This is a genomic window from Bdellovibrio svalbardensis (genome assembly GCF_029531655.1).
GTDB classification, from domain to species: Bacteria; Bdellovibrionota; Bdellovibrionia; order Bdellovibrionales; family Bdellovibrionaceae; genus Bdellovibrio; species Bdellovibrio svalbardensis.
The window spans coordinates 570,995-596,211 of sequence record NZ_JANRMI010000004.1; the positions used below are offsets into that span (position 1 = coordinate 570,995).

At 45.0% G+C, this 25,217-nt stretch carries 24 protein-coding genes; 8 read left to right on the plus strand and 16 right to left on the minus strand.

Annotation, left to right across the window (positions count from 1 at the left end; genetic code table 11):
* Positions 1–184 precede the first annotated feature (184 nt).
* The 3 genes from NWE73_RS15585 to NWE73_RS15595 all read right to left on the minus strand — a co-directional run bounded on the left by NWE73_RS15585 (position 185) and on the right by NWE73_RS15595 (position 2,978).
* Positions 185–1,411: a S41 family peptidase gene (locus NWE73_RS15585; protein WP_277579275.1), complete on the minus strand. Its 1,227-nt coding sequence runs from the start codon at positions 1,409–1,411 to the stop codon at positions 185–187.
* A 123-nt stretch (positions 1,412–1,534) separates the two neighbouring features.
* Complete coding sequence (locus NWE73_RS15590; protein ID WP_277579276.1) at positions 1,535–1,981, minus strand: helix-turn-helix domain-containing protein; 447 nt, start codon at positions 1,979–1,981, stop codon at positions 1,535–1,537.
* Positions 1,982–2,552: 571 nt separating this feature from the next.
* Positions 2,553–2,978 (minus strand): hypothetical protein, encoded by a 426-nt coding sequence (locus NWE73_RS15595; RefSeq protein WP_277579277.1) that lies wholly within the window; start codon positions 2,976–2,978, stop codon positions 2,553–2,555.
* Between the two features lie 199 nt (positions 2,979–3,177).
* On the opposite strand from NWE73_RS15595, the gene NWE73_RS15600 reads away from it, so the two are divergent.
* Entirely contained in the window at positions 3,178–4,617 is a 1,440-nt protein-coding gene (locus NWE73_RS15600) for a tetratricopeptide repeat protein (RefSeq protein ID WP_277579278.1), read from the plus strand.
* A gap of 138 nt (positions 4,618–4,755) precedes the next feature.
* Here NWE73_RS15600 and NWE73_RS15605 read toward each other — a convergent pair whose 3' ends face one another.
* From NWE73_RS15605 to NWE73_RS15615, 3 genes are all read right to left on the minus strand, one after another.
* Positions 4,756–5,298, minus strand: a complete 543-nt coding sequence (locus NWE73_RS15605) for a hypothetical protein (RefSeq protein WP_277579279.1) — start codon at positions 5,296–5,298, stop codon at positions 4,756–4,758.
* Positions 5,299–5,504: 206 nt separating this feature from the next.
* On the minus strand, positions 5,505–5,972 hold the full coding sequence (locus NWE73_RS15610) for a hypothetical protein (protein ID WP_277579280.1): 468 nt from the start codon (positions 5,970–5,972) through the stop codon (positions 5,505–5,507).
* Positions 5,973–6,092: 120 nt separating this feature from the next.
* The gene (locus NWE73_RS15615) at positions 6,093–6,866 is read right to left on the minus strand and encodes an AMP nucleosidase (RefSeq protein WP_277579281.1); all 774 of its coding nucleotides are present in this window, start codon (positions 6,864–6,866) and stop codon (positions 6,093–6,095) included.
* A gap of 87 nt (positions 6,867–6,953) precedes the next feature.
* Between NWE73_RS15615 and NWE73_RS15620 the strand changes: the two genes are divergently transcribed.
* The 3 genes from NWE73_RS15620 to NWE73_RS15630 all read left to right on the plus strand — a co-directional run bounded on the left by NWE73_RS15620 (position 6,954) and on the right by NWE73_RS15630 (position 9,684).
* Entirely contained in the window at positions 6,954–7,835 is an 882-nt protein-coding gene (locus tag NWE73_RS15620; protein WP_277579282.1) for a pirin family protein, read from the plus strand.
* 128 nt (positions 7,836–7,963) lie between these two features.
* Positions 7,964–8,353, plus strand: a complete 390-nt coding sequence (locus NWE73_RS15625; RefSeq protein ID WP_277579283.1) for a KH domain-containing protein — start codon at positions 7,964–7,966, stop codon at positions 8,351–8,353.
* A gap of 44 nt (positions 8,354–8,397) precedes the next feature.
* Entirely contained in the window at positions 8,398–9,684 is a 1,287-nt protein-coding gene (locus NWE73_RS15630; protein ID WP_277579284.1) for a helix-turn-helix domain-containing protein, read from the plus strand.
* Here the strand turns inward: NWE73_RS15630 and NWE73_RS15635 are convergent.
* The 4 genes from NWE73_RS15635 to NWE73_RS15650 are packed head-to-tail and all read right to left on the minus strand — an operon-like array spanning position 9,664 to position 16,912.
* Positions 9,664–11,106, minus strand: a complete 1,443-nt coding sequence (locus tag NWE73_RS15635; protein ID WP_277579285.1) for a DUF1254 domain-containing protein — start codon at positions 11,104–11,106, stop codon at positions 9,664–9,666. The genes NWE73_RS15630 and NWE73_RS15635 overlap by 21 nt on opposite strands.
* On the minus strand, positions 11,103–12,536 hold the full coding sequence (locus NWE73_RS15640) for an efflux transporter outer membrane subunit (RefSeq protein ID WP_277579286.1): 1,434 nt from the start codon (positions 12,534–12,536) through the stop codon (positions 11,103–11,105). The genes NWE73_RS15635 and NWE73_RS15640 overlap by 4 nt, the downstream gene beginning before the upstream one ends.
* On the minus strand, positions 12,533–15,709 hold the full coding sequence (locus NWE73_RS15645) for an efflux RND transporter permease subunit (protein WP_277579287.1): 3,177 nt from the start codon (positions 15,707–15,709) through the stop codon (positions 12,533–12,535). The genes NWE73_RS15640 and NWE73_RS15645 overlap by 4 nt, the downstream gene beginning before the upstream one ends.
* Before the next feature lie 12 nt (positions 15,710–15,721).
* Positions 15,722–16,912 (minus strand): efflux RND transporter periplasmic adaptor subunit, encoded by a 1,191-nt coding sequence (locus NWE73_RS15650; protein WP_277579288.1) that lies wholly within the window; start codon positions 16,910–16,912, stop codon positions 15,722–15,724.
* Here NWE73_RS15650 and NWE73_RS15655 point away from each other — a divergent pair.
* The gene (locus NWE73_RS15655; protein ID WP_277579289.1) at positions 16,904–17,056 is read left to right on the plus strand and encodes a hypothetical protein; all 153 of its coding nucleotides are present in this window, start codon (positions 16,904–16,906) and stop codon (positions 17,054–17,056) included. The two genes, NWE73_RS15650 and NWE73_RS15655, sit on opposite strands and share 9 nt — an antisense overlap.
* 7 nt (positions 17,057–17,063) lie before the next feature.
* Here NWE73_RS15655 and NWE73_RS15660 read toward each other — a convergent pair whose 3' ends face one another.
* Together NWE73_RS15660 and NWE73_RS15665 are read right to left on the minus strand one after the other, a co-directional pair.
* Positions 17,064–18,050: an HD-GYP domain-containing protein gene (locus tag NWE73_RS15660; RefSeq protein ID WP_277579290.1), complete on the minus strand. Its 987-nt coding sequence runs from the start codon at positions 18,048–18,050 to the stop codon at positions 17,064–17,066.
* 72 nt (positions 18,051–18,122) lie between these two features.
* A complete protein-coding gene (locus NWE73_RS15665) occupies positions 18,123–19,496 on the minus strand; it encodes a PAS domain-containing protein (protein WP_277579291.1) in 1,374 nt (457 codons plus the stop codon).
* Between the two features lie 201 nt (positions 19,497–19,697).
* Here NWE73_RS15665 and adeD point away from each other — a divergent pair, with 201 nt between their 5' ends.
* Positions 19,698–21,455: an adenine deaminase gene (gene adeD / locus NWE73_RS15670; RefSeq protein ID WP_277579292.1), complete on the plus strand. Its 1,758-nt coding sequence runs from the start codon at positions 19,698–19,700 to the stop codon at positions 21,453–21,455.
* 31 nt (positions 21,456–21,486) lie between these two features.
* Entirely contained in the window at positions 21,487–22,278 is a 792-nt protein-coding gene (locus NWE73_RS15675; RefSeq protein WP_277579293.1) for a substrate-binding periplasmic protein, read from the plus strand.
* A 3-nt stretch (positions 22,279–22,281) separates the two neighbouring features.
* On the opposite strand, the gene NWE73_RS15680 is transcribed toward NWE73_RS15675, so the two are convergent.
* From NWE73_RS15680 to NWE73_RS15690, 3 genes are all read right to left on the minus strand, one after another.
* Positions 22,282–22,761 carry a YbhB/YbcL family Raf kinase inhibitor-like protein gene (locus NWE73_RS15680; protein ID WP_277579294.1) on the minus strand — a complete coding sequence of 160 codons (480 nt, stop codon included), beginning with the start codon at positions 22,759–22,761 and terminating at the stop codon, positions 22,282–22,284.
* 72 nt (positions 22,762–22,833) lie between these two features.
* The gene (locus NWE73_RS15685; RefSeq protein ID WP_277579295.1) at positions 22,834–23,190 is read right to left on the minus strand and encodes a hypothetical protein; all 357 of its coding nucleotides are present in this window, start codon (positions 23,188–23,190) and stop codon (positions 22,834–22,836) included.
* Between the two features lie 80 nt (positions 23,191–23,270).
* Entirely contained in the window at positions 23,271–23,828 is a 558-nt protein-coding gene (locus tag NWE73_RS15690) for a hypothetical protein (RefSeq protein WP_277579296.1), read from the minus strand.
* A 454-nt stretch (positions 23,829–24,282) separates the two neighbouring features.
* Between NWE73_RS15690 and NWE73_RS15695 the strand changes: the two genes are divergently transcribed.
* Entirely contained in the window at positions 24,283–24,456 is a 174-nt protein-coding gene (locus tag NWE73_RS15695) for a hypothetical protein (protein ID WP_277579297.1), read from the plus strand.
* Between the two features lie 84 nt (positions 24,457–24,540).
* Here NWE73_RS15695 and NWE73_RS15700 read toward each other — a convergent pair whose 3' ends face one another.
* Entirely contained in the window at positions 24,541–24,864 is a 324-nt protein-coding gene (locus NWE73_RS15700) for a hypothetical protein (RefSeq protein ID WP_277579298.1), read from the minus strand.
* Between the last annotated feature and the right edge of the window lie 353 nt (positions 24,865–25,217).

The window sequence follows — 25,217 nt, forward strand, 5'->3', positions numbered from 1 at the left end:
AAGGACCTTGCCAGGAGTGTGCCTGCATCACTTCTAATATATTATCTGTCGCCGTAAAATGCATGTACACATGCACAAAAGGCGTTTGACGTATCACTTTGATCATCTCATGTTGAAACACAAAATACAGCTGGACCTCACTCTAGGTTTTACTCCGGCAGCGCCGGAGTGCAGAACAGAATAGCTAGTTCCGCAGCATTTCATCGACCCAGGAATCAATACCAGCCTGCATTTGCGGCAGCTTGTAGTAGAGAACCCTATCGACACTCACGCCTTGACCTTCGATGCGTTGTCCACGAGCGCTTTGATAATAAGCTTCAGGAATTGAGATTTGCACACCAGGCGCAATCTCATCCATCGGATACCAAACACCGACCAAGAGCTGTCCCCGGCTGGGTGCTCCTGCAATATAGCTTTTCTTAAATTCTTTCAAAGCTTGTGCGACCATCTCCGAAACTGAAGAGGATTTTCCGTCGATCAAAACCCTCACCTTGCCGGTAAAGCAGCCTTCAGATTTAAAAGTTCTTAAAGAGACTTTCTTGTTAACATCAAGCACCGCAAGTTGGTTTTCATCTTTCAAGTCATTGGGAAGATCAGCCTTGGAGTCTTGCGCATAACGTGGCTTTACCAACTGGCCCACTTCAACAGGTTCACAAATAAATTCCGAGAGCAATCGCAAGCCCGCGACAAAATTTCCACCCGCGTTGCCACGCAAATCTAAGACGACCATTTTAGAATCACGAAGATCAAGAGAAAGCGCCTTCATTTTTTCTTCGGTGAAAAAATCCGCTCGAAACGAAGGAACTTTTAAAACTGAAACCTTGCTGGAAAACTTTTGAACTCTCAGACTGTCGTCTCGTTGAAACGATCCCTGCTTGATTTCAAAGCTTAGATTTTCCTTACCACGCAGAATTCGATATTGCCCCGGTTCACTGGCCACAGTCCAGGAACTGGGCTGCTCCCCATTCAAAGAAACAACAATATCGCCTTTCTTAAGGCCCGCTTTTTCGGCAGGTGACTGGGGATGTACTTTAAAGATGACCAGTTCACTCTCAACGAAGTCTCCCTCAAGACCCGTGTCCGTGGATTCTCCTTGCCAAATATTTTGCACTTCTTTGGCATCATAGATTTCCAAATGAGATACCTTCAAAAGATCGAACACATTATTGAGGTCTTGGATGATTAATTTTTTCGGAGAATATGCAGTCACCAAGCGACTGCGACGAAGGCAGGTTTTCTTCCAGTCGGCCAGTTGATCATCGGAAAGGTAAATTTTCTCCGCGACAAAATTACAGACCAGAGGATAGGGATTCACAAACGACTTTTGCATCGCAAAGAAAAAGGCCCCCACGGCGCAGGCCAATGCTAAGAAGGTGGCGAGAACGATTTTAACCATCGAGTTCGCTATCATGTCTACACCCCGACTTCATCGGAGCAGGTTTAAGGTGAACGCAAAATGGACTTCTTACGAAGTCCATTTTGTTCTTCCAATCTATCGAATCAAGATTGAAGAAAATTTTTGTTGCATAAAAAATTATGCAGCAATCGGTCCTGATTTCTTCTTGCGAGCTGCAGAAGGATCAATATGGTATTGCTTCACTTTGCGATACAAAGTCGCGCGACCGATACCCAAAGCTTTTGCAGCTTCAGTCAAGTTGCCTTTGTATTGAACGATTGCATTTTCAATTGCTTGTGCTTCCAACTCTTCCATTTTTTGAACGTTAGAAGAAGCTGTTGAAGCCGTTGCAGTTGGGAATTGAAGAACATTGCCACCAGCATCAGTAGTTACAGGGCTATTGCCTGATACCAACGCAGGAACACCCGCTGCAAGTTGTTGTCTGAAAAAATTATTGTCCAAGCCTTCACGCCATTGCGCTGAAGAATAAGCATGAACAGTCACATCATGGTTCTCCCAGTACTTCTTTGCGTTATCTACGGTTTCCTGGTTATCGCTCACCACGATCATTACTGTACGTGACATTCTAGTCCTCCCCTTTTGAAACATTAACGAATGCTATTTGACTCACTTTGTACCTATCGGCGTTCCATCGTGAGACTAAAGAGCCAGAATCAATTTTTTTTTGAGACACTTTAAACTGGCCAAAACACTCGACTTTTGTAGGTCTAGGAAATGGCTCTTGCTTTTTGTTCTCTTTCGAGTCGGCTTCTGCCTCTTTATATAAGAGATGGCTTCGTTCCTGGTTATCGGAAGTGCGAGGGTTTGGGGATGAGGGTGAAGGCTTGCTGGTGCTTCGGGGGCGGCACGCCTTCCAGGCTCGTCAGCGCCGGCTACGCCGGTTCGGGCCATCCGGGCCCCGCTGAAGGCCGCCCTACGACCATCAATCCTTCACCCTCATCCCCAAACTCGTCTTCGATTGGAATTGGCTTCTTCTGTTATTGAGGAATCTGCGATTCGGTTGGAACATAGAAAAAGGTACGGACACACTTTTGGTTTCGCAGAGGCGTCACCAAAAGTGTGTCCGTACCTTTTTGCTGCCGCAGAGAGAATCGGAGGCAAAAAAGGCCGTCTCGAAAGACAGCCTTTTGGGGATCTATTTTTGTGGTTCGCAGTTGATAGTTACTGCTTTGGTGCCGTAGTCCTTTGCTCTAAGGTGGCAGCTTATCATGAAAGATGTCGTTTCGATTTCGTTACAATCGCCGGCGCAATAATGAACCGCCATTGTTTTTACACTCACCAAGTAGTCTCTTTCTTCAAAAGAACTTCCTGTTCTGGCACTCTGATAATTTGAAACTTCCAGAGCGTCTACGCCTTGAACTCCATGGGATTGAAAATCTTTGTCCGCTAGTGCTATCCCAATGACGGTGTCTTTGTTTTTAATTTGTTTTCTGACTTCAGCGACAACTTGTTGCTGGCGTACTTTTACGATTTGTTCTACGGGAATAAGTTCATCACTTGCCTGAGAGAACTGAGCCATTGATAACATCAAGCCAGTGATAATAAGTGCTACTGTTTTCATCTAATATCTCCTTGTTTAAGTTCGTTATGAGTTCATTTGACGCATTGAATAATATCAGAAGGCATAAAATCGAACAGTTATATTATGATTCGATAAAACATAAACAATACAATATGATATAAAGATATATCCGATAATTCTAGAATCGTTTTTATGCAGGCGTGATACATCAACTCAAAACATAAGGCAAAGGGCGGTTATGTCCGTATTGAAGGAACAACTACAGAATGCTGATAAGCTCTTGCGACAGGCTCGCATCGCTGAGGCTGTACGACTTCTTCCGAAAAAAGACTTCGAGGGTCTATCTAGAGAAGAGCGCTTGCTGGCGGCGAATATCTCTCGTCGAACCTATCACATCGGCTTGGGGTTGCGACTTCTTCATCCTCTGATTTTCTCTGAGCACTCACGACCGCAAGAAAGAGAACTGGCTGAGTATGCAGTTCTTCTAACCCTGAATGGAGGCTTCGAAGAAGCTAAGAGATTATTAAACCCAATTCAGAAACCGCAACATCCAGAAACGCTTCTTGCAAAAGTATGGACCCACTTCGGCGTATGGGAGTTCCAAGAGTCGATTCCTCTATTGACGGAATATATTCAACAACAGAAGGATCCCTACTATAATTTTGCAGGTCGCATCAACTTAACAGAGGCTCTTTTTGAAACACGAGATCTTACGCGCTGTGAACGTGAACTTGAAAGTATCATCAAAGAACTTTCTGCGACATCATTCGGCCGACTGCGAGCAAATGCCTTGCATATTCAGGGAATGCTTCTTCATGCTCAAGGCGATCTAAAAAAGTCCCAACAAGTTTTGCAACAAGGTTTGAGTATTTTTGGAAAAGCAAAAACTTCCGATAAACTTTTATTGCATCGACAGATAGGTATCAATACCGCCACCGAACTAAACGATCTCAAACCACTTAAGGATTTCCGCAAGGTCGCAGCCAAAGATCGCGCTTGGGACAGCTTACGAAAAGTGGATCTAGAGTCCTTGAAAATCAAATTCGACCGATCACTATTCTTAAAACTCTATTTCGGAACGCCGTTTGTTCAGTTCCGACGCGATCTAGAACGATTGTTTCCAAATGCTGAAGTGCCCGATACTTTTCGTTGGGGGGACAACAAGGGCTCCTGTCTTGATTTAAGCTCAGGAAAGTTTTTACGAGGACCAGATTCTGTTCTTTCAGGAGTTTCTTTGAAGCTACTCGAAGTGTTTTCGAAAGACTTGTACTCGCCGCTAAAAATCGGCGACATCTTTAGCGGACTATTTCCTGACGAGCATTTTCATTTCGTCAATTCACCGAACAGAGTCAGACAAGCCCTTCATCGATTTCGCCAAGATATAGAAGAAAAGAAATTGCCACTTTCACTAACTTATCGCGAAGGCTTTTACCTTTTAAAGCCCTTAAAAAACTTCGCAGTGATGAGAGATTTGCAGAGTTTAAACCGCAATGTTTCGACCGATTCCCAATTTGAAATTTTAAAAGCGCTGAAATACTTTTCACGAAAAGAAGCCATGAGTGCTTTGGGTCTTCCTAAAGCCACCGCCATTCGTCTGATCGGACGATATGTCGCCGAAGGAAAGCTTTCACAAATTGGTGTCGGAAAATCAACGATGTATAAAGTCGTTTCGTATTAATTCAATAACCAATATTTTAACCGAAAATTTCGATCCGCATTTAACGCACATGCGACACCATAAGTGTGTCCGTACCTTAGGCAAAAAAAAGGCCGTCGTTAAGACAGCCTTTTTAGTGGTTTTAATAAGAACAAAAAATTATCTGCGACCAGATTTGATTTTCACTTGAAGCTTAGAGATCAAGTGAACGGCCATTTTTTCTTGAACACGGCACATTTTAAGTTCGTCGCGACGGTAAGAACGTTGAGAAGGAGTTAGAGTTCCTGTTTCAAGTTCCATTTCGTAGTCCAACTTAGAAGAACGGATGCCTTCAAGCTCTTTAGTTTGTTGCTTGAAGAGTTTTGTTACGCCAGACAATGGAGCAACTTCGATCCACTCTTCTTTACCACGGTACCAGCTGACCATTCTTAGAAAGCGAGCTTTATTCTTAGCCAAAGTGAACTTTGGATAACCTGTATCTGGCAATTCAAGAATGTTTTCGATTTCATCAAGGTTCGTGTCGTCTTCTTCACCTTCCATAAGAAGGCTGCCTGCCATTTGCGCCAAAGCTGCTTCGCTAAGGTCGTCATCCATATCTGCTTCAAAAGCAGAGGTTTTCTTCATCTCCTTTTCGTTCTCCATCTCGGAGTCGAAGTCGGTTTCAATTTCTTCGGCCTGAACATTAGCGCCTGGATTGATCAAAGAGAGCCTCCCCAAAAGTGCAATTCGTAATAAGTGATTGAAGTGGGACGGTTATATCCCAACTTTCAAAATGACACAATATGTTAATTGCATGAAAAAAGGTGAAAATAACGAATTCTCCCCAAGATGCCGAGAAACTATCTTGTTTATAGGTCACTCCCACTCAACACATTGAAAGCTTTTCGTGCATACAGTTTAAACAGTAATTAGCGGTAAGCTGCGACATCTACGCGAAAGTTTCCGGGTTTTTTCCAAAAGTAGGAGGCAATTGCCTTCACCTTAATGCGATAAATAGGTCGCGCATCCATACTAATTGTGCGTGTGTTCCCCGACTTCAAATCCCCAGGAAGAACATAGTCCAAGCGCTCATCCATATAGTCTGCGTATTGAATACGGACTTCTTTGATTTCGATATTATTGCGCCCGGCTGTCAAACTGAGGCGTGCCAGCTTATTCAATCCCACTTGAGGATAAAAGGTAAACTCGCTCTCTTTGAAGCGGCTGAGCTCTGCTGTTCCCAAGGAGTATCGGACCGGCACACCAGAAGGTGGCTGAGGAGGCGGTACGGGCTGCTGCTGCCCCGGATCCTCAGGCAAAGGCTGAGGAAGGTCATTCCAGGCAAAACTTGTATTTAAGGAAAGAGCTGTGATGAGAAGAACGATCCACTTCAGCATAGAACCCCCTATTGGAAAATGGAGAATAGAGATCAGAAAATGGATCCAATCTCTTTAACCATTTAAAATAGTCGGGCCTTCTGCTGTTTGGAAACTGGAGAACTGTTTTCTTGTTTTAAATCAGTCCCAGCGCATGTGTTTTACAGATTCACCAGAGTCGCGAAGCTGGCGAAGAGCATCGATTCCGATAGAGATATGCTTGTCGACAAAATTAGAAGTGACCTTCTTGTCGCTCTCTTCAGTTTTTACACCTTCAGGAATCATCGGATTGTCTGAAACAAGAAGCAGAGCTCCGCGCGGAATTTCATTCACGAAACCTGTGACGAAGATCGTTGCCGTCTCCATATCCACAGCCATCGCACGCGTTTTGGTAAGATACTCTTTGAAAGTCTCATCGTGTTCCCAGACGCGACGGTTTGTCGTGTAGACAGTTCCTGTCCAGTAGTCACAACCGTGCTTTACAATCATGTCAGAAACTGATTTTTGTAAACGGAAGCTTGGCAATGCAGGAATCTCTGCCGGAAGATATTCATTACTTGTGCCTTCACCGCGAATCGCCGCGATTGGCAGAATAAAGTCACCTAATTGGTTTTTCTTTTTAAGTCCACCACATTTACCCAAGAACAAAACTGCTTTTGGGCTGATTGCAGAAAGTAAATCCATACAAGTGGCAGCTAAGGCGCTCCCCATACCGAAGTTAATAATTGTGATGTTCTCAGCTGTAGCCGATTGCATGGGTTTATCCAGACCGCGCACTGGGACATTGAAGCGCTCCGCAAATGTCTTCACATAGCCACCGAAATTTGTAAGCAGGATATAGTGACCGAACTCCTCAAGAGGAACACCTGTGTAACGTGGCAGCCAGTTTTCAACGATTTCTTTTTTTGTTTTCATGCTCTTCCAGTCTCTACTTCAATTTTATTCGCTTGATTAATTGAGCAAGTGTAGCATCCTTTTTTACGAGAGAAAAGAGGCATCCTTATGAGCTCCGCACAAAATGATATTCTGATGGAAATTGCACCCCGTTTGATCTCTTTGGGAGGCTCTCAGGTCCATCGCCTAATGCCCTACAAAGAAAAGCGCATGGTCGGACCCTTTATTTTCTTCGATTATTTCCCTGCGACGGAGTTTCCTCCGAATGAAGGCCTGACAGTTCGGCCTCATCCTCACATTGGCCTTTCGACGCTGAGCTACCTTCTCGAAGGTGAGGTGCTGCATCATGATAGCGAAGGTAACAAACAGCTGCTTGAACCCGGTGACGTCAACTGGATGACGGCAGGGCGCGGAATTTCCCATTCAGAAAGAACTCCCGCCCATCTCTTGGGAGCACCACATCGCCTGCATCTGTTGCAATTCTGGGTGGCACTTCCTATCGAGCATGAGGATCGCACCCCCTCTTTCACTCATCATCCAAAGGAGAGTATTCCCAATTTCAAAGTGGGCAACGCCGATGTCTGCCTCATCGCGGGCTCTGCCTTTGGAAGAAAATCTCCCGTGGAAACCTTCTCGCCTTTGTTCTTTATTGATGTTCGCTTGAAAGCTGGAGACATTTTTGAATTTGCTCCAGAAAAACACCACGAGCTAGCCTTCTACATTATTTCGGGCGATCTGCAAATCAACGAGAAATCCATCACTCCCGATGACTTCGTTGTCTTGCATATGGAATCTCAACTCCGTGCGATTGCAAATCAAGATACACACTTTGTTGTTCTGGGTGGCGAACCTTTTCCGGAGAAGCGAAATATTTTTTGGAACTATGTCTCTTCTTCGAAAGAAAAAATTGAGAAAGCGAAACAAGCTTGGCGGGATGGCACTTTTCCGCAAGTTCCCGGAGAACCAGACATCATTCCGTTGCCGGAGTAACAAGACATTCATCACACAATTGTTGGGGACACCCCGGACATGGGCTTAATCACATGTCCCCCACCCAAGAATTTCTGACTATTACCGATCTGTAATTGTAGACTCACTCGCATGGGAGACGAAAAATTATGGACGACGCAAATAAAGTTCTCGTGATTCGCAGAAAAGCCACACTGGACACCTCGACTTCAATCGAGGGAGCACCTAGTAAAGATGTGGTCGTTGAGTTGGCTAAAAAACAGCTGCTCGATTTTTTAAAACTCATTGTGGACTATCCAACTGAGGTCCAGGTCTCGATCCAGCAAGGTGATCGCACTACAATTTTCAAAATTGATTGCACTCAAAGAAACCTAGGAAAAATACTGGGTTGCAAAGGTCGCATGATTACCAGCTTGCGCAATATGATCCTTGCCATCACCGCTCGTCACGGATTTCGCTCCATCATTGAAGTTCCTTACTACGCCGCGAACACGACTGAAGACGAGTCCTGCAAAAAGAAAGTTGTTAATGATTTTTAACAACTGGTCTCTCTCTCACATTTTTAATTAGGTACTGTTGCCTTATGACTACAGAGCTCATTGAAATTGATTCGTATGTATTAGGGCAAATGCTCGATAAAAAAAATCTCTCTCGCCAGGACTTTGCAGATAAGCTTGGTATTTCGACAAAGACGATTCAACGATGGATTAACGGCACTGTACGAAGAGTGCGCCCTGACACCTTGGGACGCATTGCTCATACCCTTGAAATCACCCCGGATCAATTGTGCAAATCATCTGTTCCCATTGAAATGCGTCCCATCAACCGTGCACTCGAGGAAATCTGCAAAGATTCTTTTCTTTGCCGCATCCGCGTGACTGATGAATACTCCAGCTATCTTAAGCTACTTAAATCCTTCTCCCCTAACGAACTCTGCTCCGCCCAGCGTATGACGCTTTATACTCATATCGGATTCACTTCATTCTATCTTGGAAAAAATCGCGCAAGTCGGATGTATCTCGATGAAGCATTGAAAATTGCATACTCGCTCAACATGCCAACAAAAATAATTTCCATCTTAAGCTGGTCGGCATTACGTGAAGACTTCTGCGGCAATCGCCATGAAGCTCTTTCCTTGGTAGAACGCTGTGAAGATTATCTAAAATATACTAATGACTGTTCAAAATCCCGAGCTGAATATCTCTTCCGCAAAGGGCATGTGCTCTATCACGGAGAACAATTTGCAGAAGCCATTCCCTTGATTCGAGACTCGATTTTAATTGAGTACAAACAGCCACAACAAAATCTGTTTGCGTTGGGCATGAAGTACTTCCATCTCAGTGAGTGCTATCTCAGAACTCGGGATTTTGCCAAGGCCAAAGCGGCCCTTTCAAAAACAGCGCGCATCGCCGAAAAAGCCGGCTGGGTGCGTGGCCACGCTTATAGTTACTTCGGACTTGGGATCATCGGCATCTTTGAGAAAAGTGATTGTCAATCTGTCCGCGCCAGCTTTGCGAAGGCTCGCATGCTGCGGTCATACACGACATCTGAAAAAATTAATACTAAAGCAGAACAACGCGAGTTCATTTATTTTGCTATTAAAGGCCAGACCAATGAGGCGCGAAATCTAATTCTTAACAATATTCGTTTCAATCGTCGCTTTATCCACTTTTTTGCTTCCTCTATTTTGGATGGGCTCTTTTTCGCAAAACTATTTCCAGAATCTTTTTCGATGAGGCCCAGCCTTATAGAAAGAGCTACAGACTACTTCGAGAAAAATAATCTGCAGCGTTCTTTAAATGCTCTGAAATTACTAAATTCAAAAGAGCGAATCTCTATGGCAGAATTTCTAGAACTCTACGTTTTTTGACAAGCGCCCAGGCTCTGAGGTTCTCTCTACAGCTGGAGCCTTCCATGTTCCATCAAGGACAACTTGTTTGGGCCAGTATAATCTCATCACTAAATTGAAATCCTCGGCCGGAGCGGGAAGCCAGTTTGCCTCCTTGGCTTTTCCAGGAGATTGAGATTGAACATAGATATCCAGCGAACCGTCAGAATTAAAATTCAGCCGATCCCGATCCCCGATCGCAAATCGGTCGATTGGATTCTTAACAAAAAATCGTTTTGAGTTGTACATCGAAAGCGACCAAAAACCATTGACCGGAGGGATCTGTCCCTTTTTAAATCTCAAAACATATTTGTTCTTGCCGTTAAACTTATCTCCGGTCGCATCAGTAACCGCCCTGAAATAGACCGCATCTTCGCGCGTGTTGGCGCCCAATCCCGTCATGGCAACGTAAGCACGATCCAAATATTTATCTCCGTAAATCCCCACCGTCCTCAACGACATCCAGCCATTGTTCACCGACGCGTTCGAAGGAATCGACGTTTGCAAACGCTTCACTCCTGCAGCATATCCATCATCAAGAGCCTGTTGCATCGCCGGAGACAAGTTTTCATAAACAAATGCTTCTCCCGGTGTCAATCCCATTGCTTGAAGCTTGACGACCATAGGGACATCCGCTGCAACCGGAGGATTGTGCTTCATTTCTTCAGCCATATGACTGAAGAATGCCTTGGCATCCATCTTTGCCACTTGATCCACAGGAGGCGTGCTGGTGTCAACGTTGGGATTGATTTCAACATTAGAGGGTGGAAGATAACTCTTCCCATAAAAACGCAAGGGCGTAAGTTCCCAATTGTCCTGAATATTGTGAACAGTCAGATAGTCTTTCTTTCCATTCGTCTGGATCCGACCAATCAGCCAAAGATTATTCGTAGGAGACTTAATCTCCTGCATATCTGTAGGAAGAGGCCCTTTCCACTTGGGACCCGTAATTACAAACTCTCTGCGATCATTGCCACTTGAACGCGTCCCCGGAGAAGCAATGACTTCAGTCCATGCAGAAAGAATGGGCGCAAGATAATATCGGTTGGAGCTGGGAAGTGTTAAGACAATAGGCCCTTCAGACACATCCAACCAGGCAGTGCTATAAAGAGTGTCTGCATTGGGAGTCACGACTTCCATGAATCGTTCATCAGGAAAAGTGCGTTTGTGCAAAAGTTGATTGATGGGAGCTTTCGACTTCGTCGTATAGGCGGCAGCTGTTTCCACATCGCGGGTCACTCCGGAAAGAACCAAGGGATAACCATAGATAAAAGCCTCCGCAGCGAATGTCTGTGCTTCCTGTGGAGTAATTCGTGAGACGGTCACTTCTTTGGTCGTTGAACAACCGATCAAGGCGCCAAACAGCACAGCATTCACCGTCAGCACTCTCAGTGTAATTTTCATTTCTGTTCCTCCTGATTATTAAGACTCCATCCACCACCCAAGGCTTTGTAGAGGTCGACAACGGAAACCAAGCGCGCTTGCTGAGACTGCACAAGTCCCAGTTGCACTTGGAACAACTGCCTTTCAGCATCCAGCACATCCAAATAAGGCGACTGGCCATTTTTATAACGAAGATTTGCCAAATAAAGATTTCTCTCTACGGCATTGACTTGAGCCTTCTGTGCCTCGAAGACGGCCCGCCCACTATCATAGGATTTAAGGGCATCGCGCACTTCTGTGAATGCGACTTGAATAGCTTTTTGATATTGAACCAGAGCTTCCTTTTGGCGGGCGGTGGCCGCATCCACTAAAAATCCAGTTTTGCCGGCATTAAAGATCGGCATCGCTAAGTTCAATCCATAGGACCATGTCTGCGATGGCCCTTTAAAGAGATTGTTGAACTCAGTACTTTCTCCTCCAATTCCTCCCACCAAAGAAAAAGACGGAAAATAAAATGACTTTGCAAGACCGATACGCGCATTGGCCGCAATCAGTTGTTGCTCCGCAGAGGCAATATCAGGGCGGCGCTCCAACAACTGGGAAGGTAAAACCATGGGAAGTTTCGGCGGCACAATGAAATCACGCATTGATTTGCCGCGAAGAACCGGACTTTCAAAGATACCTCTTCCATCACGTCCCAACAAAATGGATAAAGCGCTCTCGGCCCGACTGACAGAGTTCTCCAATTGCGCAACGGTCGCCGCGGCTGAATGCATTTCCGCTTCTGATTGCTTGGCAGTTAGTTCAGAAGTCATTCCACCTTTGAATCTTTTTGCTTCAAGCTCATAAGAACCTTTGCGACTGGCCAAGGTCTCTTGCGCAATGGTCAGTTGTAAATCCAAAGATCGCAGTAAAAAATAAGTTGTCACGACTTGCGAAACCACCGTGAGCTGAACATTCGCTCGATTGAAATCCGCCTGAAACAACTGCGCCCTGGCCGCCTCATTGCTGCGACGAATTTTTCCCCACAGATCCAGCTCATAGCTTAAATTCAAACCCAGAGTATAGTCTGTGAATGTCTTGCTTCCGGTCGGCGTAGCGAAACCCGCATTTTCAGAAATTTTAAATTTCCCTCCACGTCCACCCAAGTCTAAAGATGGAAAGAAGTCCGCCTTCGCGATACCAAGACTTGCTCGCGCCTCATCAACTCGGGCAAGTGCCAACTCTAAATCAAGATTATGTGCAAAGGCCTGCTTCACCATTTCATCAAGCTGAGGATCATTAAAAAGCTTCCACCAGCCAATATCAATTTTCTCCCGCTGCTCCAACTCCGCCGATTGCATAGATGGAATTGTGGAAGGCACAGCCGAATCCGGTCGTTTGTAATCCGGCCCCACGGCACAAGCGCTGAGTACTGCACCTAAATAAATATTTAAGAGCTTCAATCTCATGAATGGCCCCCGTGCGCTGGTGTTGCTGAGGTCGGAGGCAATACGTCGATAGAGGACTCTGATGGCGACGGCGCTTTCTTTTTCTTACCAAACAACATCACCATGGAAACAAAAAACATCGGAATAAAAAAGGTTCCCAAGACAGTACTAACGAGCATTCCCCCAATAATTCCAGTCCCAATAGAGTGACGACTGGCCGATCCCGCTCCGCTGGAAATAGCCAAGGGCAAAGCTCCCAAGATGAAGGCCAAAGAGGTCATGATGATAGGGCGGAAACGCAATTTCGCCGCTTCCATCGCACCTTCAATCAAAGGCTTTCCTTCTTTTTGTTTCTCGATGGCAAATTCAACAATCAAAATTGCATTTTTCGCGGAAAGTCCGATCAAGGTCACCAGGGCAATCTGGAAGTAAACGTCATTTGCAAGACCACGCCAGTAATTGGCAAGAATCGCTCCGATCATCGCATAGGGAATGGAAAGCAAAACCGAAACTGGTAAGCTCCAGTTCTCATATTGCGCTGCCAAGATAAGGAACACAAATATAAGGGCATAGATAAACACCATCAGCGAAGTACCGCCGGTAAGCTTTTCTTGATAGGCTGGCCCCGTCCAACTAACAGCGAAGTCTTCTGAAAGATTTTTAGCCTCTTCTTCAACGGCCGCAATGACCTGTCCCGTTGAATATCCCGGTGCAGGATTGGCGATAACCCGGGCCCCAGGAAAGATATTAAGCCGTTCTAAAATTTCAGGACCCGTAGTTCGCTCGACATTCAACACTGAAGTGATTGGGATCATAGAGCCCTTGTCAGAACGAACATAGACATTACGAATATCATCGGGTTTGGCGCGGTAGTCCCCCTTGGATTGCAATTCAACCTTAAAGGTGCGACCAAATTTATTAAAGTCATTGATATAATAAGCACCAAAAGTGGCTGCCATTGAAGAGAATATAGAATCAATGGGAATCCCATAGGCCTTGGCTTTTTCGCGATCTAAATTTAGGTATATTTGTGGCACATTGGCGCTGTAGTTCGAGTTCACTGAAGCCACGGCTGGATTATTTCGTATTTTATCAACGAAGTTGCGAGTCGTGTCCCCTAATTGCTTGGATGTCACTCCTCCCTTATTCTGTACATAAAACTCCACACCTCCCGTAACACTCATACCGACGATGGGTGGTGGGTTAAATGCCACGATATTTCCATCCGGTATTGTGGCGTTCAAACCAAAAACTTGCCGCGCCAAATGCTGAGAACTTTGATCTGCTTTCGGTCTTTCCTTCCAATCTTTCAAAACAATGAAACTTGTTAACGTGCTTGTCCGTGTCGTCCCAGTCAGCAGCTCGAAGCCCGAGATTGTGACAGTATCCACAACCAGCGGAGAGTTCATGGTAAAATTATCGAGCTTATCCGCCGTTTTTTTAGTGCGTGCCAGTGAAGACCCATCTTGCAGACTTGGCGCTGCCAAGATATAGCCTTGATCCTCATCGGGAACCAATGCCGTAGGAACTAGTTTAAACAAGAAGGCCGTGAGGGCCAAGATACCGACAAGAAGACCATAGCTGATGGTTTTGTTTTTAATAAAAAACTCCACCACGACAACAAAGCCATCTGTGATTTTATCAAAACCTTTGTTAAACCAGCGAAACAACACCATTGGCTCCCCGGTGTGTTCTTTCAAAATTAAAGCACATAAAGCTGGCGTTAAGGTCAGCGCAACCAGGCCGGAGATGGTAACTGACACGGCAATGGTAATGGCAAACTGTTTATACATCTGCCCTGCCAATCCTCCAGTGAATGCAACAGGAATAAACACGGCACACAATACCAGAACAATCGCCACGACCGGACCGCTGACTTCTTCCATCGCCTTAATCGTGGCTTCTTTCGGAGGAAGTTTTTCAGTGCGCATAATCCGTTCGACGTTTTCAAGCACAACGATGGCATCATCCACCACCAATCCAATTGCGAGAACCAGCCCGAACAAGGTTAAAGTGTTAATTGAAAAACCAAGTGCATACATCCCGGCAAACGTACCGACAATCGACACAGGCACTGCCAGGCAAGGAATCAAAGTCGCGCGCCAATTCTGTAGGAAAAGATAGACCACTAAAAAGACTAAGACTATGGCCTCAAAAAGTGTTTTAACGACTTCTTCAATGGATATTTCAATAAATTTAGTCGTGTCATAGGGAATTGCATAGACTAATCCTTGCGGAAATTTCTTCTGCAACTCTTTCATCTTCGCATCAACTTGACTTGCTACCTGCAGCTGATTGGCTCCGGGAGCGAGATAGATCCCGAAGGCCACCGCCGTTTTGCCCTTCCACTTCGTATCTACGCCATAGTCCAAAGAGCCCAATTCAACAGTCGCGACATCTCTAACCCGGATTTTAGAACCATCTGGATTGGACCGAACGATAATGTTTTCAAATTCTTTCGGATTTTCGAAACGGCCCTGGGTGGTCACTGTGTAGGTAAAATCAACTGCATTCGATAATGGCTCAGCGCCTACTTTTCCCGCAGCAAATTGGGTATTCTGTTCCCGAACGGCCTTGATAATGTCATCAGAGACAACCTTCAGTTGGGCCATTTTATCGGGTTGAATCCAAATCCGAATTGAATAGTCGCGAGTTCCAAAGATAGAGGAATCACCAACACCTTGGATCCTTTTGATCTCGTCGATAATATTCACCAAAACATAGTTGCTGATGTAGGTCTGATCGTAACGCTGATCCGGTGACTCAATTGTCACAACTTGTAAAATCGCAGAAGACTTTTTATCAACCTTCACGCCTTGACGTCGAACTTCTTCCGGTAGCATTGCCATCGCAGCTTGCACGCGATTATTTACATTGATGGTGTTTTGGTCAGGATTTGTTCCTACCGCAAAGGACACTGTCATGATCATATCGCCACTGCTGGAATTCGTGGACTGAATATAAAGCATATTCTCTACGCCATTGATTTTTTGCTCCAGTGGCGCCGCAACCGTTGCAGAAATAGTTTCTGCAGACGCTCCTGGGTAACTCGTCGTAACTGAAACCTGCGGCGGAACAATGTCAGGGTACTGAGCGATCGGCAAACTGCGCATCGACGCATATCCTGCCAAAATCAGAACAATCGAGATCACACTCGCAAACACTGGCCGACGAATAAAAAAGGCTGAAAACATTCGGAGCTCCTGTCAATATTTTGTGTTTGCTTGAAACTCTTTATTGGGAAGCGATACCGGTATCGAATTTGCCTTAGCCATCGTCGATCCAGAAACAATCTTAACTTGCATGCCATTGCGAACCTTTGCGGCCCCCTCAACAACTACGTACTCGCCGCCTCTCAGACCTTTATTAACCACCACTTCACTGCCGATTTCTTCCCCGGTCTCAATATTCACCTGCTGCACTTTGCTTTCCGAATTAACCGCAAAAACAATAGGTCCGTTTTGTGTTTGTATAATTGATTTTGAAGGAACGGCGATAGTGTTGGTTCGTGAAAACCCGCTTACATAGACTCTGACAAATTGCCCCGGCTTTAAATAGCCATCAGGATTATCAATGATGGCCCGGGCCTTTACCGTTCCCGTGGTTGAATCAATTATATTGTCATTGAAATTCATGAATCCTTTTTGGGGATAAATACTGTTGTCTCCCAAACGTACTTGCACCTCGAGCTTGGTCATATCGACAGGTCTTGACAGCTTACCCAAAGCGGACAAACGACGAAGCTCCAGAAGTTCATTGTCGGTATAAGAAAAGTTCACATACGCGGGATCAATTTGCGAAATTGTTGTCAGCAAAGACTGATCTGAATTTACGACAATCAGACTGCCCTCAGAAACAGTCTCTTTACTGGTGTACCCATTAATCGGCGCAGACACAGTGGTGTAACCCAAATTAATTTTGGCTTCTTCTAGCTTGGCTTTTGCCCTCTCCAAGGATGATTTTGAAGAGTTAAAATCAGCTACGGCATCATCACGATCTTTCTGACTGACAGCATTTTCTTTATATAGTGGTAAAATGCGATTCAAAGATTGTCGCGAATTGGTAAATCGCGCCTGGTTGACACTCACTTCACCTTGAGCTTGTTCTAATAGTGCCTGATAAGGAGCCGGATCGATCTTAAAGAGAAGATCACCAGCTTTGACCTTAGCCCCCTCACGGTAATATCTCTTTAGAAGGATTCCACCGACACGGGCACGGACTTGAATATCGCGAATGCCTGACATCTGTCCCACAAACTCTTTCACTATCGGAATTGTTCGAGGCGAGACCTTCACGACGGTCACTTCGGGAATCATCTGAGGAGGTGTTTGTGCAGTCTTTTTAGTACACGAAACTATTAAACAAGATATTAGAAACAGTCTGAGCGCATGTTTCATTCCAACCTCTTCCGTGAGTTTGACTTGAACTTGGATCGAGCCCAAGGTCGCCGTGAACCTGCACAGGATATGACTGGAATATGGTCGCAAAGTACTTACAAATTTTTAAGTACAGGCAAAGGTCAGAGCCAAGTTGTTTACTGACAAGAGACTACGATGGCGGATTCAATGCACTCTTTAGCGCTAAGAAAGCCGGTTTGTGGAATGGCTGTCCCAAAGTAATTTCAATAAAACTAATTGCCGCGATGGCATTTTTGGGATTTGGATTATTGACAGACTTCATCACGATTTCGACAAAACAATCTGCTAAGGCTACAACCCGTGCGAATGGATTGATCTTAAAGTCGCGCAAACGACGAGGGTATCCTTGCCCTGGTGCATTCTCATGATGTTCCAAAACAATCGAGATAATATCATCAGATATTGAAGGCATTGATCTTAAAATCTCGACACCCCGATAGACGTGTGATTCATAGCTGGCAGCCTGTTCTCGATTCATTGCATGACGAGGTAAATCCAGAATTTCATCAGGCAGTTCTTTCATTCCCACATCATGCAACAACGCTCCTAAAGCCAACTTTTCAAGATTCGTTGCCATCGTCCATTTCATCGATCGGGCGATGATCACCGAGACCGCTGAAACCATCATAGAGTGGCGAATCAGATCGTCATTCAAATTGGCCATCAAGTTAATCACATAGCTGATATCGGACTTATCTTCGACCAAGGCTTGGATAGACTTACTTATGACCTTTGAATGTTCCAAGGCTTGATGATCGAAGCCGAGATGTTCAATCTCTTTAAAAATGGAATCTGCCGCTCGCGAAAGAACAACCGTTTTCTTCTCGATGCTGATCTTATCGCTATTCAGGACAATTCCCGCAACGGTTAAGGCTTTACCAACACACTTATGATAGTCGCTCTTGCGAACGTAAAGCCATTCCGCCTTTTCAGGAAAGTGCATGTCGTCAAAATGAACCTTCGCGCCCTCTTTAAGGATCATGACGAAATTTCTCTCTGACAGCTTCAGAAAAATGTCCACCGGGAATTGTGTCCCCGGAATAAACTCATCCCTGGACACAGCCATAAAATCGTCAGGATCTAACGGTGCACTTTTAATGTCTCTGACATTACTCATGTTCTATTTATCGGCAGATTGAAGCCTTTGCTGTAATGAAAGTATCTCAAACTGAGAACTTCATTTTAAGCGTTAAACCACAATCAAACTATTAATAGTGCCTAGTACATTGGAGACATCCGCAGTCATCTGCTCGACACGTAAAGAGTTCGTAATTCCCTGACGACAATCCGTCTCTAAAACTCGCAATGAATCTTTAAAGGCTTGAGTCAGATCTTCAACATCCTTCAACCGAGAAGCCAAAACTCCCGTGACTTCATCAACTCGGGCCATTTCAATCTTCCCCACGACGCGAATCACATCCATTCCGGCTGTAGTCTGAGACAAGCGCTTACAGGTGTGCAATAGCGAACGACTGGAGCTCGTCAAAGCTAAAGAGGTCTCTTGAACCTTTTTGAAGTTTTGAACAATCAAAATATTCAACAAGGCCAATCTCTCCAGGAAAATCAATTTTTCTGAGTCCGTCTGAGACTGCGCCCCTAAATCGCCCGCTTGCAGAACTCGTTCGCGAATCAGATGGTCCATCATTTCAATTTGAAAACGTGAAGAGCCGAAGGTGAAACACATATCTTCAGCTGATTGACGAAAGCTCTTCAAGGCCTCATCCAGATCCTTTGTACATTGAGCAATCTCGCCCGTCAGCTTATCCAAATTCGCAGCAACAACCCCCAAGGGCTTTCCCGGCTCTCCCAACTTTGCGGAGGCCACGGTTAGATTGGTGGTCACCATTTTTACGGACTCACAGGTCTTCATAATATGTTGTGATTGACTCAAAAGTCCGTCCATATTCACCAAGAACTGAGAGCTCACTTCAAAACCTGTTCGCACTGAATCCATGCAATTCTGCGAGGCATAAGTGACATTGCGCAAAACCTCATCGGCAATCCATTTCACCTGAAGACCCTTATCTTGAACCCCTAACGCAAGATCGCGTGAGCGCAATTCGGCCTCCAAGGCGCCTCTCATAAACTCTTCATAACTGGCGAACCCCAGTTCCTCAGCAAGAGTTCTATGCAAATATTGAGAGGAGGCTTCCATTGCCGAGGTCTCGATTTCGATGGCACTCATTTTCTCATAGACTTTTTTGACTTGAGCAAAAAGTGGTGAACTTGGTTTAAGACGAATCGACAGGTAGCCATCACTCATCGGAAAGGCCATCGCAAAAACCCAATAGTACTTGCCCATTTTACTTTTATTCTTCACATAGGCCGCAACGACTTTCTGGTTCTTTAAAAAATCCCAAAAAAGTGCAAACACCGCTCGTGGCATATCGGGATGTCTAATGACATTGTGGGGTCTTTTTAGCAGCTCCTCTTCAGGGTATTCACTGACGCGGACAAAAACACTGTTGCCCGATTGAATGATTCCGCGAAAATCAGTCTTAGAATAAAAGAGTTCATCCGCATTAAACTTCGCTTCATTTTCATTCGCACCTGTAAATACCATAACCCACGTCCCTCTGTACCAGAGGGGCCTGTGTACAAAAAAAATGTTTATCTGTGGAGAAGATTTAGAAAAATCCACCCCCTTGTGAGAGGAGAAAGGTCAGATGAACACGGAAAAAATCCATCAACAATTTATCTTTACACCGTGCAACAGATCCTCACAGACCATTGAACTTCCGTGTCGAATATGGGATCGGTTTATATGACTTTAGCAAATAAAAATACTCAGCGCCTCTCCTCTCAAGAACTGCCAAATCGCTTAGCCCAGGCGCGTGGCGATCAAGAACTTGATCTGCTGATTACCAATATCCAACTTCTCGACGTGATAACGGGGGAAATCTATCCCACTTGTATCGCTATTGGTGGGGAACACATTGTTGGGGTGGGTCTTGAGTATGCTGACAGCAAAACGCGCCGAACCTTTGATGGACAAGGTGCCTTTGTCACTCCTGGATTCATCGACGGCCACTTGCACATTGAATCCTCGATGATGTCCCCGTTTGAATTTGAACGCGCGACCTTGCCACTTGGAACAACGACAGCCATCTGCGATCCTCATGAAATCACCAATGTCACGGGAGCCAATGGATTTGAATGGTTCCTTCGCTGTGCCGAACTGACGCGACAAAATCTTTTCGTACAAATGTCTTCCTGCGTCCCAGCTCTGCCAGGATTTGAAACAAATGGATCTGATTTTACGCTCGATGAAATGGTTAAGCTCAAAGATCACCCAGCAGTTTTAGGACTTGCGGAGATGATGAACTTTCCTGGTGTCATCAATGCGAACACCGAAGTGCTCAGCAAGATTGAGGCCTTTGATGACTTAAATCTAGATGGTCATGCTCCTTTGTTGCGAGGAAAAGCGCTGAATGCTTACCTGCTTGCGGGAATTCAAAACTGCCACGAAACAGTCACTTTGGAAGAAGGCCGCGAGAAGCTGCAAAAAGGGATGGGCTTAATCATTCGCGAAGGCAGCGTTGCAAAGAATCTGAAAACCCTCGCTCCGCTTGTGAATGATTTCTCTTCACCGCAATGCTTGCTTTGCACTGACGACCGCAATCCCTTTGAGATTGCCCATGAAGGTCATATTAACTTTCTGATTAAAGAACTAATCAATCACCACGGTGTCGCGGTTCATGTCGCTTATCGCTTAGCGACTTATTCCGCAGCAAAACACTTTGGCTTGAAACGCTTAGGGCTTGTCGCTCCTGGAAAGAAAGCAGATCTGGTCATTTTGAAGGACCTCAAGTCGGTCGACATCCAGGACGTTCTGATTGGTGGACAGTTTGTTTCTGAAATTGATTTGAAATCCGAGTCTGCGAATAACTTGCAGCTCTCCCAACCACCAATGATGAATACCATCAAACGCGAAGCGATGAAGGCCGCCGATTTTGGCTATCCAACCCAAGCAGGCCTTTACAATGTGATTGAGATCGTCCCGAATGAGATCATCACCAAGCACATCACCACATTCTTTGACGGCAAGAACTTCGCCCAAGATGACGTTCTATTTATGGCAAACATTGAACGCTATGGAAAGAATTTGAAACCTGGTTTAGGTTTCGTCAAAGGCATGGGTTTGACTTCAGGGGCTCTTGCCAGCTCTGTGGCCCACGACTCCCATAACATCATGGTGATTGGCACCAACACCGAAGACATGGCCGTTGCAGTCAATGAGATCATCGCAATGGGTGGAGGCTTTGTCGTCGCCAATCAAGGTGAAGTTAAAGCTCGCGTGGAGCTGCCGATTGCAGGACTTCTAAGTTTGAAAAGTGCCGATGAGATCAAATCCGGCATTGAGAATCTGAAAACTGAATTCAAAAAACTTGGGGTCGTTTTGGAAGAACCTTTTATTCAGATGGCTTTCCTTGCTCTTCCTGTGATTCCAGCCCTGAAACTAACCGACAAAGGTTTGGTAGATGTGACTAGATTTGAGTTCATCGAACTTGCCGTTCGCTAGAAAAATACTTCCAAAAGAGGTACACTGAGGCATGAGAACTATTTTATTTGTGAGCTTTCTGTTTTTTTCACAGCTGGCTTTTGCTAAAATTAAAGTTCGAATTACAACGGGCGAATGGCCGCCATATATTTCTAATTCTCTCGACAATAAAGGTCTTCTTGCGCAAATCACAACAGAAGCATTTGCTCAGAAAGACGTCGCAGTTCAGCTCGGTTTCTTCCCGTGGGCTCGCACCAATGAGCTTTCTAAATCAGGCGAATGGGATGGCACCATTGCCTATGCACGCCTGAAAGAAAGAGAAAAATATTATCTCTTCAGCGATCCCATTTACGTCGGTCGATATGTATTATTTTATTTGAAAACTCATCCCTTTAACTGGACCCAATACTCGGATCTTAAAAATATCCCAATGGCTTCAACTCGCGGTTTTGGCGGAATGGGCGATAGATTTATCCAGGCAGAAAAAGATGGCCTCATCAAAGTCGAAAGACTCACTTCCGATATACAAAGTTTTAACATGCTTCGCACCGGCAGAGTGCAAGCAGTACCTAGTGATTTAGAAGTGGGGTATGTACTTCTTCAAAAAATTTATGGTAAAGATGTACAACTATTTGCCCACCATCCTCTGGCGATTCAAGTATCAGAATATCATTTGGTTATATCAAAAAAAGTCAAAGATCCTCAGAATCTGATCGACACCTTCAACGATGGCCTTAAGAAGCTTCGTCACTCAGGTCGTTACAATGAGATCATAAGAAGCTGGTATGCAAAGCCCATCTATCAAAATGCAGTACCAAGTCATTATCTAACAGTGCCGAAATAATTTTTACTTTTTCTTCAAATAGGTTCCAACAAGTTCGGTCTGTGCAAGAATATGCCCCCTCATGGATCTTTCAAGATCCGCTTTTGTGGGCCGACCTAGCTCTGGCAGCACAGTATCCAAGGCATAGAGTTTATGGTGATAGTGATGCTTCCCAATCGGAGGACAGGGACCACGGTATCCCTGCGCTTTCCAATCGTTCAGTCCTTGATGCGTTTGCTGGGGCAGATCATGAATTCCTTCAGGCAAAGACGTCATCGACTCAGGAATATTAAAGAGCACCCAATGCACCCATGTGGTCTTGGGAGCCTGTGGATCTGGCGCATCGGGATCATCGACAATGATGGCAAAACTTTTTGTACCCTTGGGGGGATTCGACCAACTCAACGGTGGAGAAATATTTTCTCCCTCACAGGTGTATTGTGCGGGGATCTCTTGATTATTTTTAAAGGATGGGGATTCAAGTGTGAATGCAGCGGAAACCATAAAGCCTCTCGGGAAAATCTTTTCACTCGAAGAGGCTTTGGGCAATTTTTAAATCGGCAAGGTGCTGTTGAACTACAGCTGATCGATACACATAAGGTCGACTTGTTCCTGACCATCGAAAGTCAGTTGCCCCATCCAGCGAGTGCCTGATGAGAACTCCAGGTGTAAAGTTGCTTTTTTATCTGCGACGGCGCTGTCCTGCCACATAAACTGCATTGAACCATAGTCACAATACTGACTTAGAAGTTGATAAGCATTGATGCGTTTGAGTTCGTATTTGAAAGTCACTTCTTCCAAGCCATTCGCTCCGACCTTCAAATCCAAGAGTTGGTTACGACCATCCCCTCTGCATTTGAAATGATATTGGAAATTCGCAAAGCTGGCAGAGCAAAACAGAAAACTTGTTAGAAAAAGAGAGATAAATTTCATAGCCTCAACTCCAAAAAAGAATGTCTCTATTTAGCAGACTTTTTCGATCTTGGGAGTTAGGCTTTTAGTTTCTATAATGATTACAGACTATTTGGGGTCATCGTACAGAAAGACGTCGAATTTTGCGATCCAAAGCCAAAGTAGATAATGTAATAAATCGTCCCAGTTTGTGGATCCTGGCGCATATAATAGGCGTTCACCGGAGCCCCCTCATCTTCATAAACCTCAATGCGGGAAGCCTGACTGCCTTCAACGATCTTGCCATATCTTTTCCAGTTGTCCGTCGTACTTTGACGAGCTCTCGCAAGGTCCCAGGAAGCATAGGGATTTTCAGGAAAGAAGAATGCAAAAATTGAAGAGAAATACGGAGTTCCATTTTCGAGGTTATCAATCAGGATTTCCGCGTAATGAGTGACGTTGGGATCCAAGGTTCTATCCGAGTGATTGCACTCTCCGCTATAAACGCCGGGCGTGAGTTTGACGGCGAATGGAGTGCTATTAAAATTATTCAGAACAGATCTCATCTTTTCCGTGCAAACTCCCCGTTCACAGGCGTCCGTAGGAAGTTCTGGAATTGCTGGTGCCGCTAATGAGTTAATAGTCCATAGAGTTAATGCGCTTAAGATGATTTTTTTCATGATGTTCCCTCGTGCTTCAAGCATAAGGTTTCCGGGGGCGCGGTCAAGAAAGCGAACACGCCCCACCGAGATGGCGTGGCCTAAATGCGAGCCACAGCTGACTGGATATTGAATACAGCAATAACATCCTGCCGTCTGATTTTCGAAATTTCGTGGGGATATGAAGAATGAATGGTGCAGTCAGGCCTAATCTAGTCGAACCAGGTCATACCACATTAAATTCATTTATAGCGGTTTCCTGGGCGAAAGAAAATCTCGACCTGACGGAGCTGGCACGTTTGCGCTGGGTCGAGAGATGGAGCATTAAGCAGCTTGCTGCTCACCTCGGGTTGAGCACCACTGCGACTAAATCAAGACTTCGGAGGATAAGAAAAAACCCACGTCGTGGTGGGTTTAAATCTTGTCCACCGAATATTCGCGTCAAATAGCTGACTACGCTGAAAGGACAACTGCCATGAATATTGATAAACTTGTCGACGTTGCGATTACTGTTGTTTTGGCTGTCGCTTTAACTGTGAATCTTGATCGATTTACTTGGCAGGTACATTTAGCGACCTTGAGGCTTTTGAAAGCCTCTCAGACTTCTACGTGGGGTTCGCCTAGATTTTTTAATGGGAAAAATCAATAAGGTAGGCGTTCTTGATTTTCGAGAATTCGGCTTGTTCGCTTGATCCCGTGTTTTGCTTGGCAAAACACGGGACAGAATCTAGTGCTACTTGTGCGGGTGAGTAATTCTAAAATTTCCTTCAGGGTCACACTCAGGATGAGCCTCAGCAAAAGCCCCTACTTCTTTTGAGGTGTTACCAGCTTTAGAGTTCTTTTTTATTTCCATGACTTTTTTTCTGATTTCTTTTACGTCAGTAATTTTCTCATCGAGAATCATTTTAGTCATCTTGACATCATCTGAGCCCATTTCTCCAATGACTTTGGCTGCGAGATTCAACAACTTTTGAGAATTTTCGATTGAGCATGCGCTAGTGGCAGCAACCGAATTTGACGAAATACCTAAAATCATAACGAAAAGAATTCGAACCATAGTTCCTCCAAATGCAGAGTATCTTGGAAGTAGTATTTTGGTCATCAAGAGAATCTTTTTGGGGTCGCAACGGCAAATCTTGGCGTTGGCTTCATAGTCAGGCAATTCTACCGTTGGCCATGATCGCCTGTAATGTTGGTTATTAGGTGGTAGGCCGGTGGGGGCCCCCTTTGGTGACCGATACTGAATTGATGGCGCCAGGCTGCGACAACAGCGAGTCAATAAGCCAGCGCGAATATATTAGCTTTTTAGGTACTTAGAGATTGGATTCAACTCAAGATAAAGACAATTTTCGGCCGTATTTTGTGGCTTAGACATCGTCCACATCATCATCTGTAATTAACTCATAATTA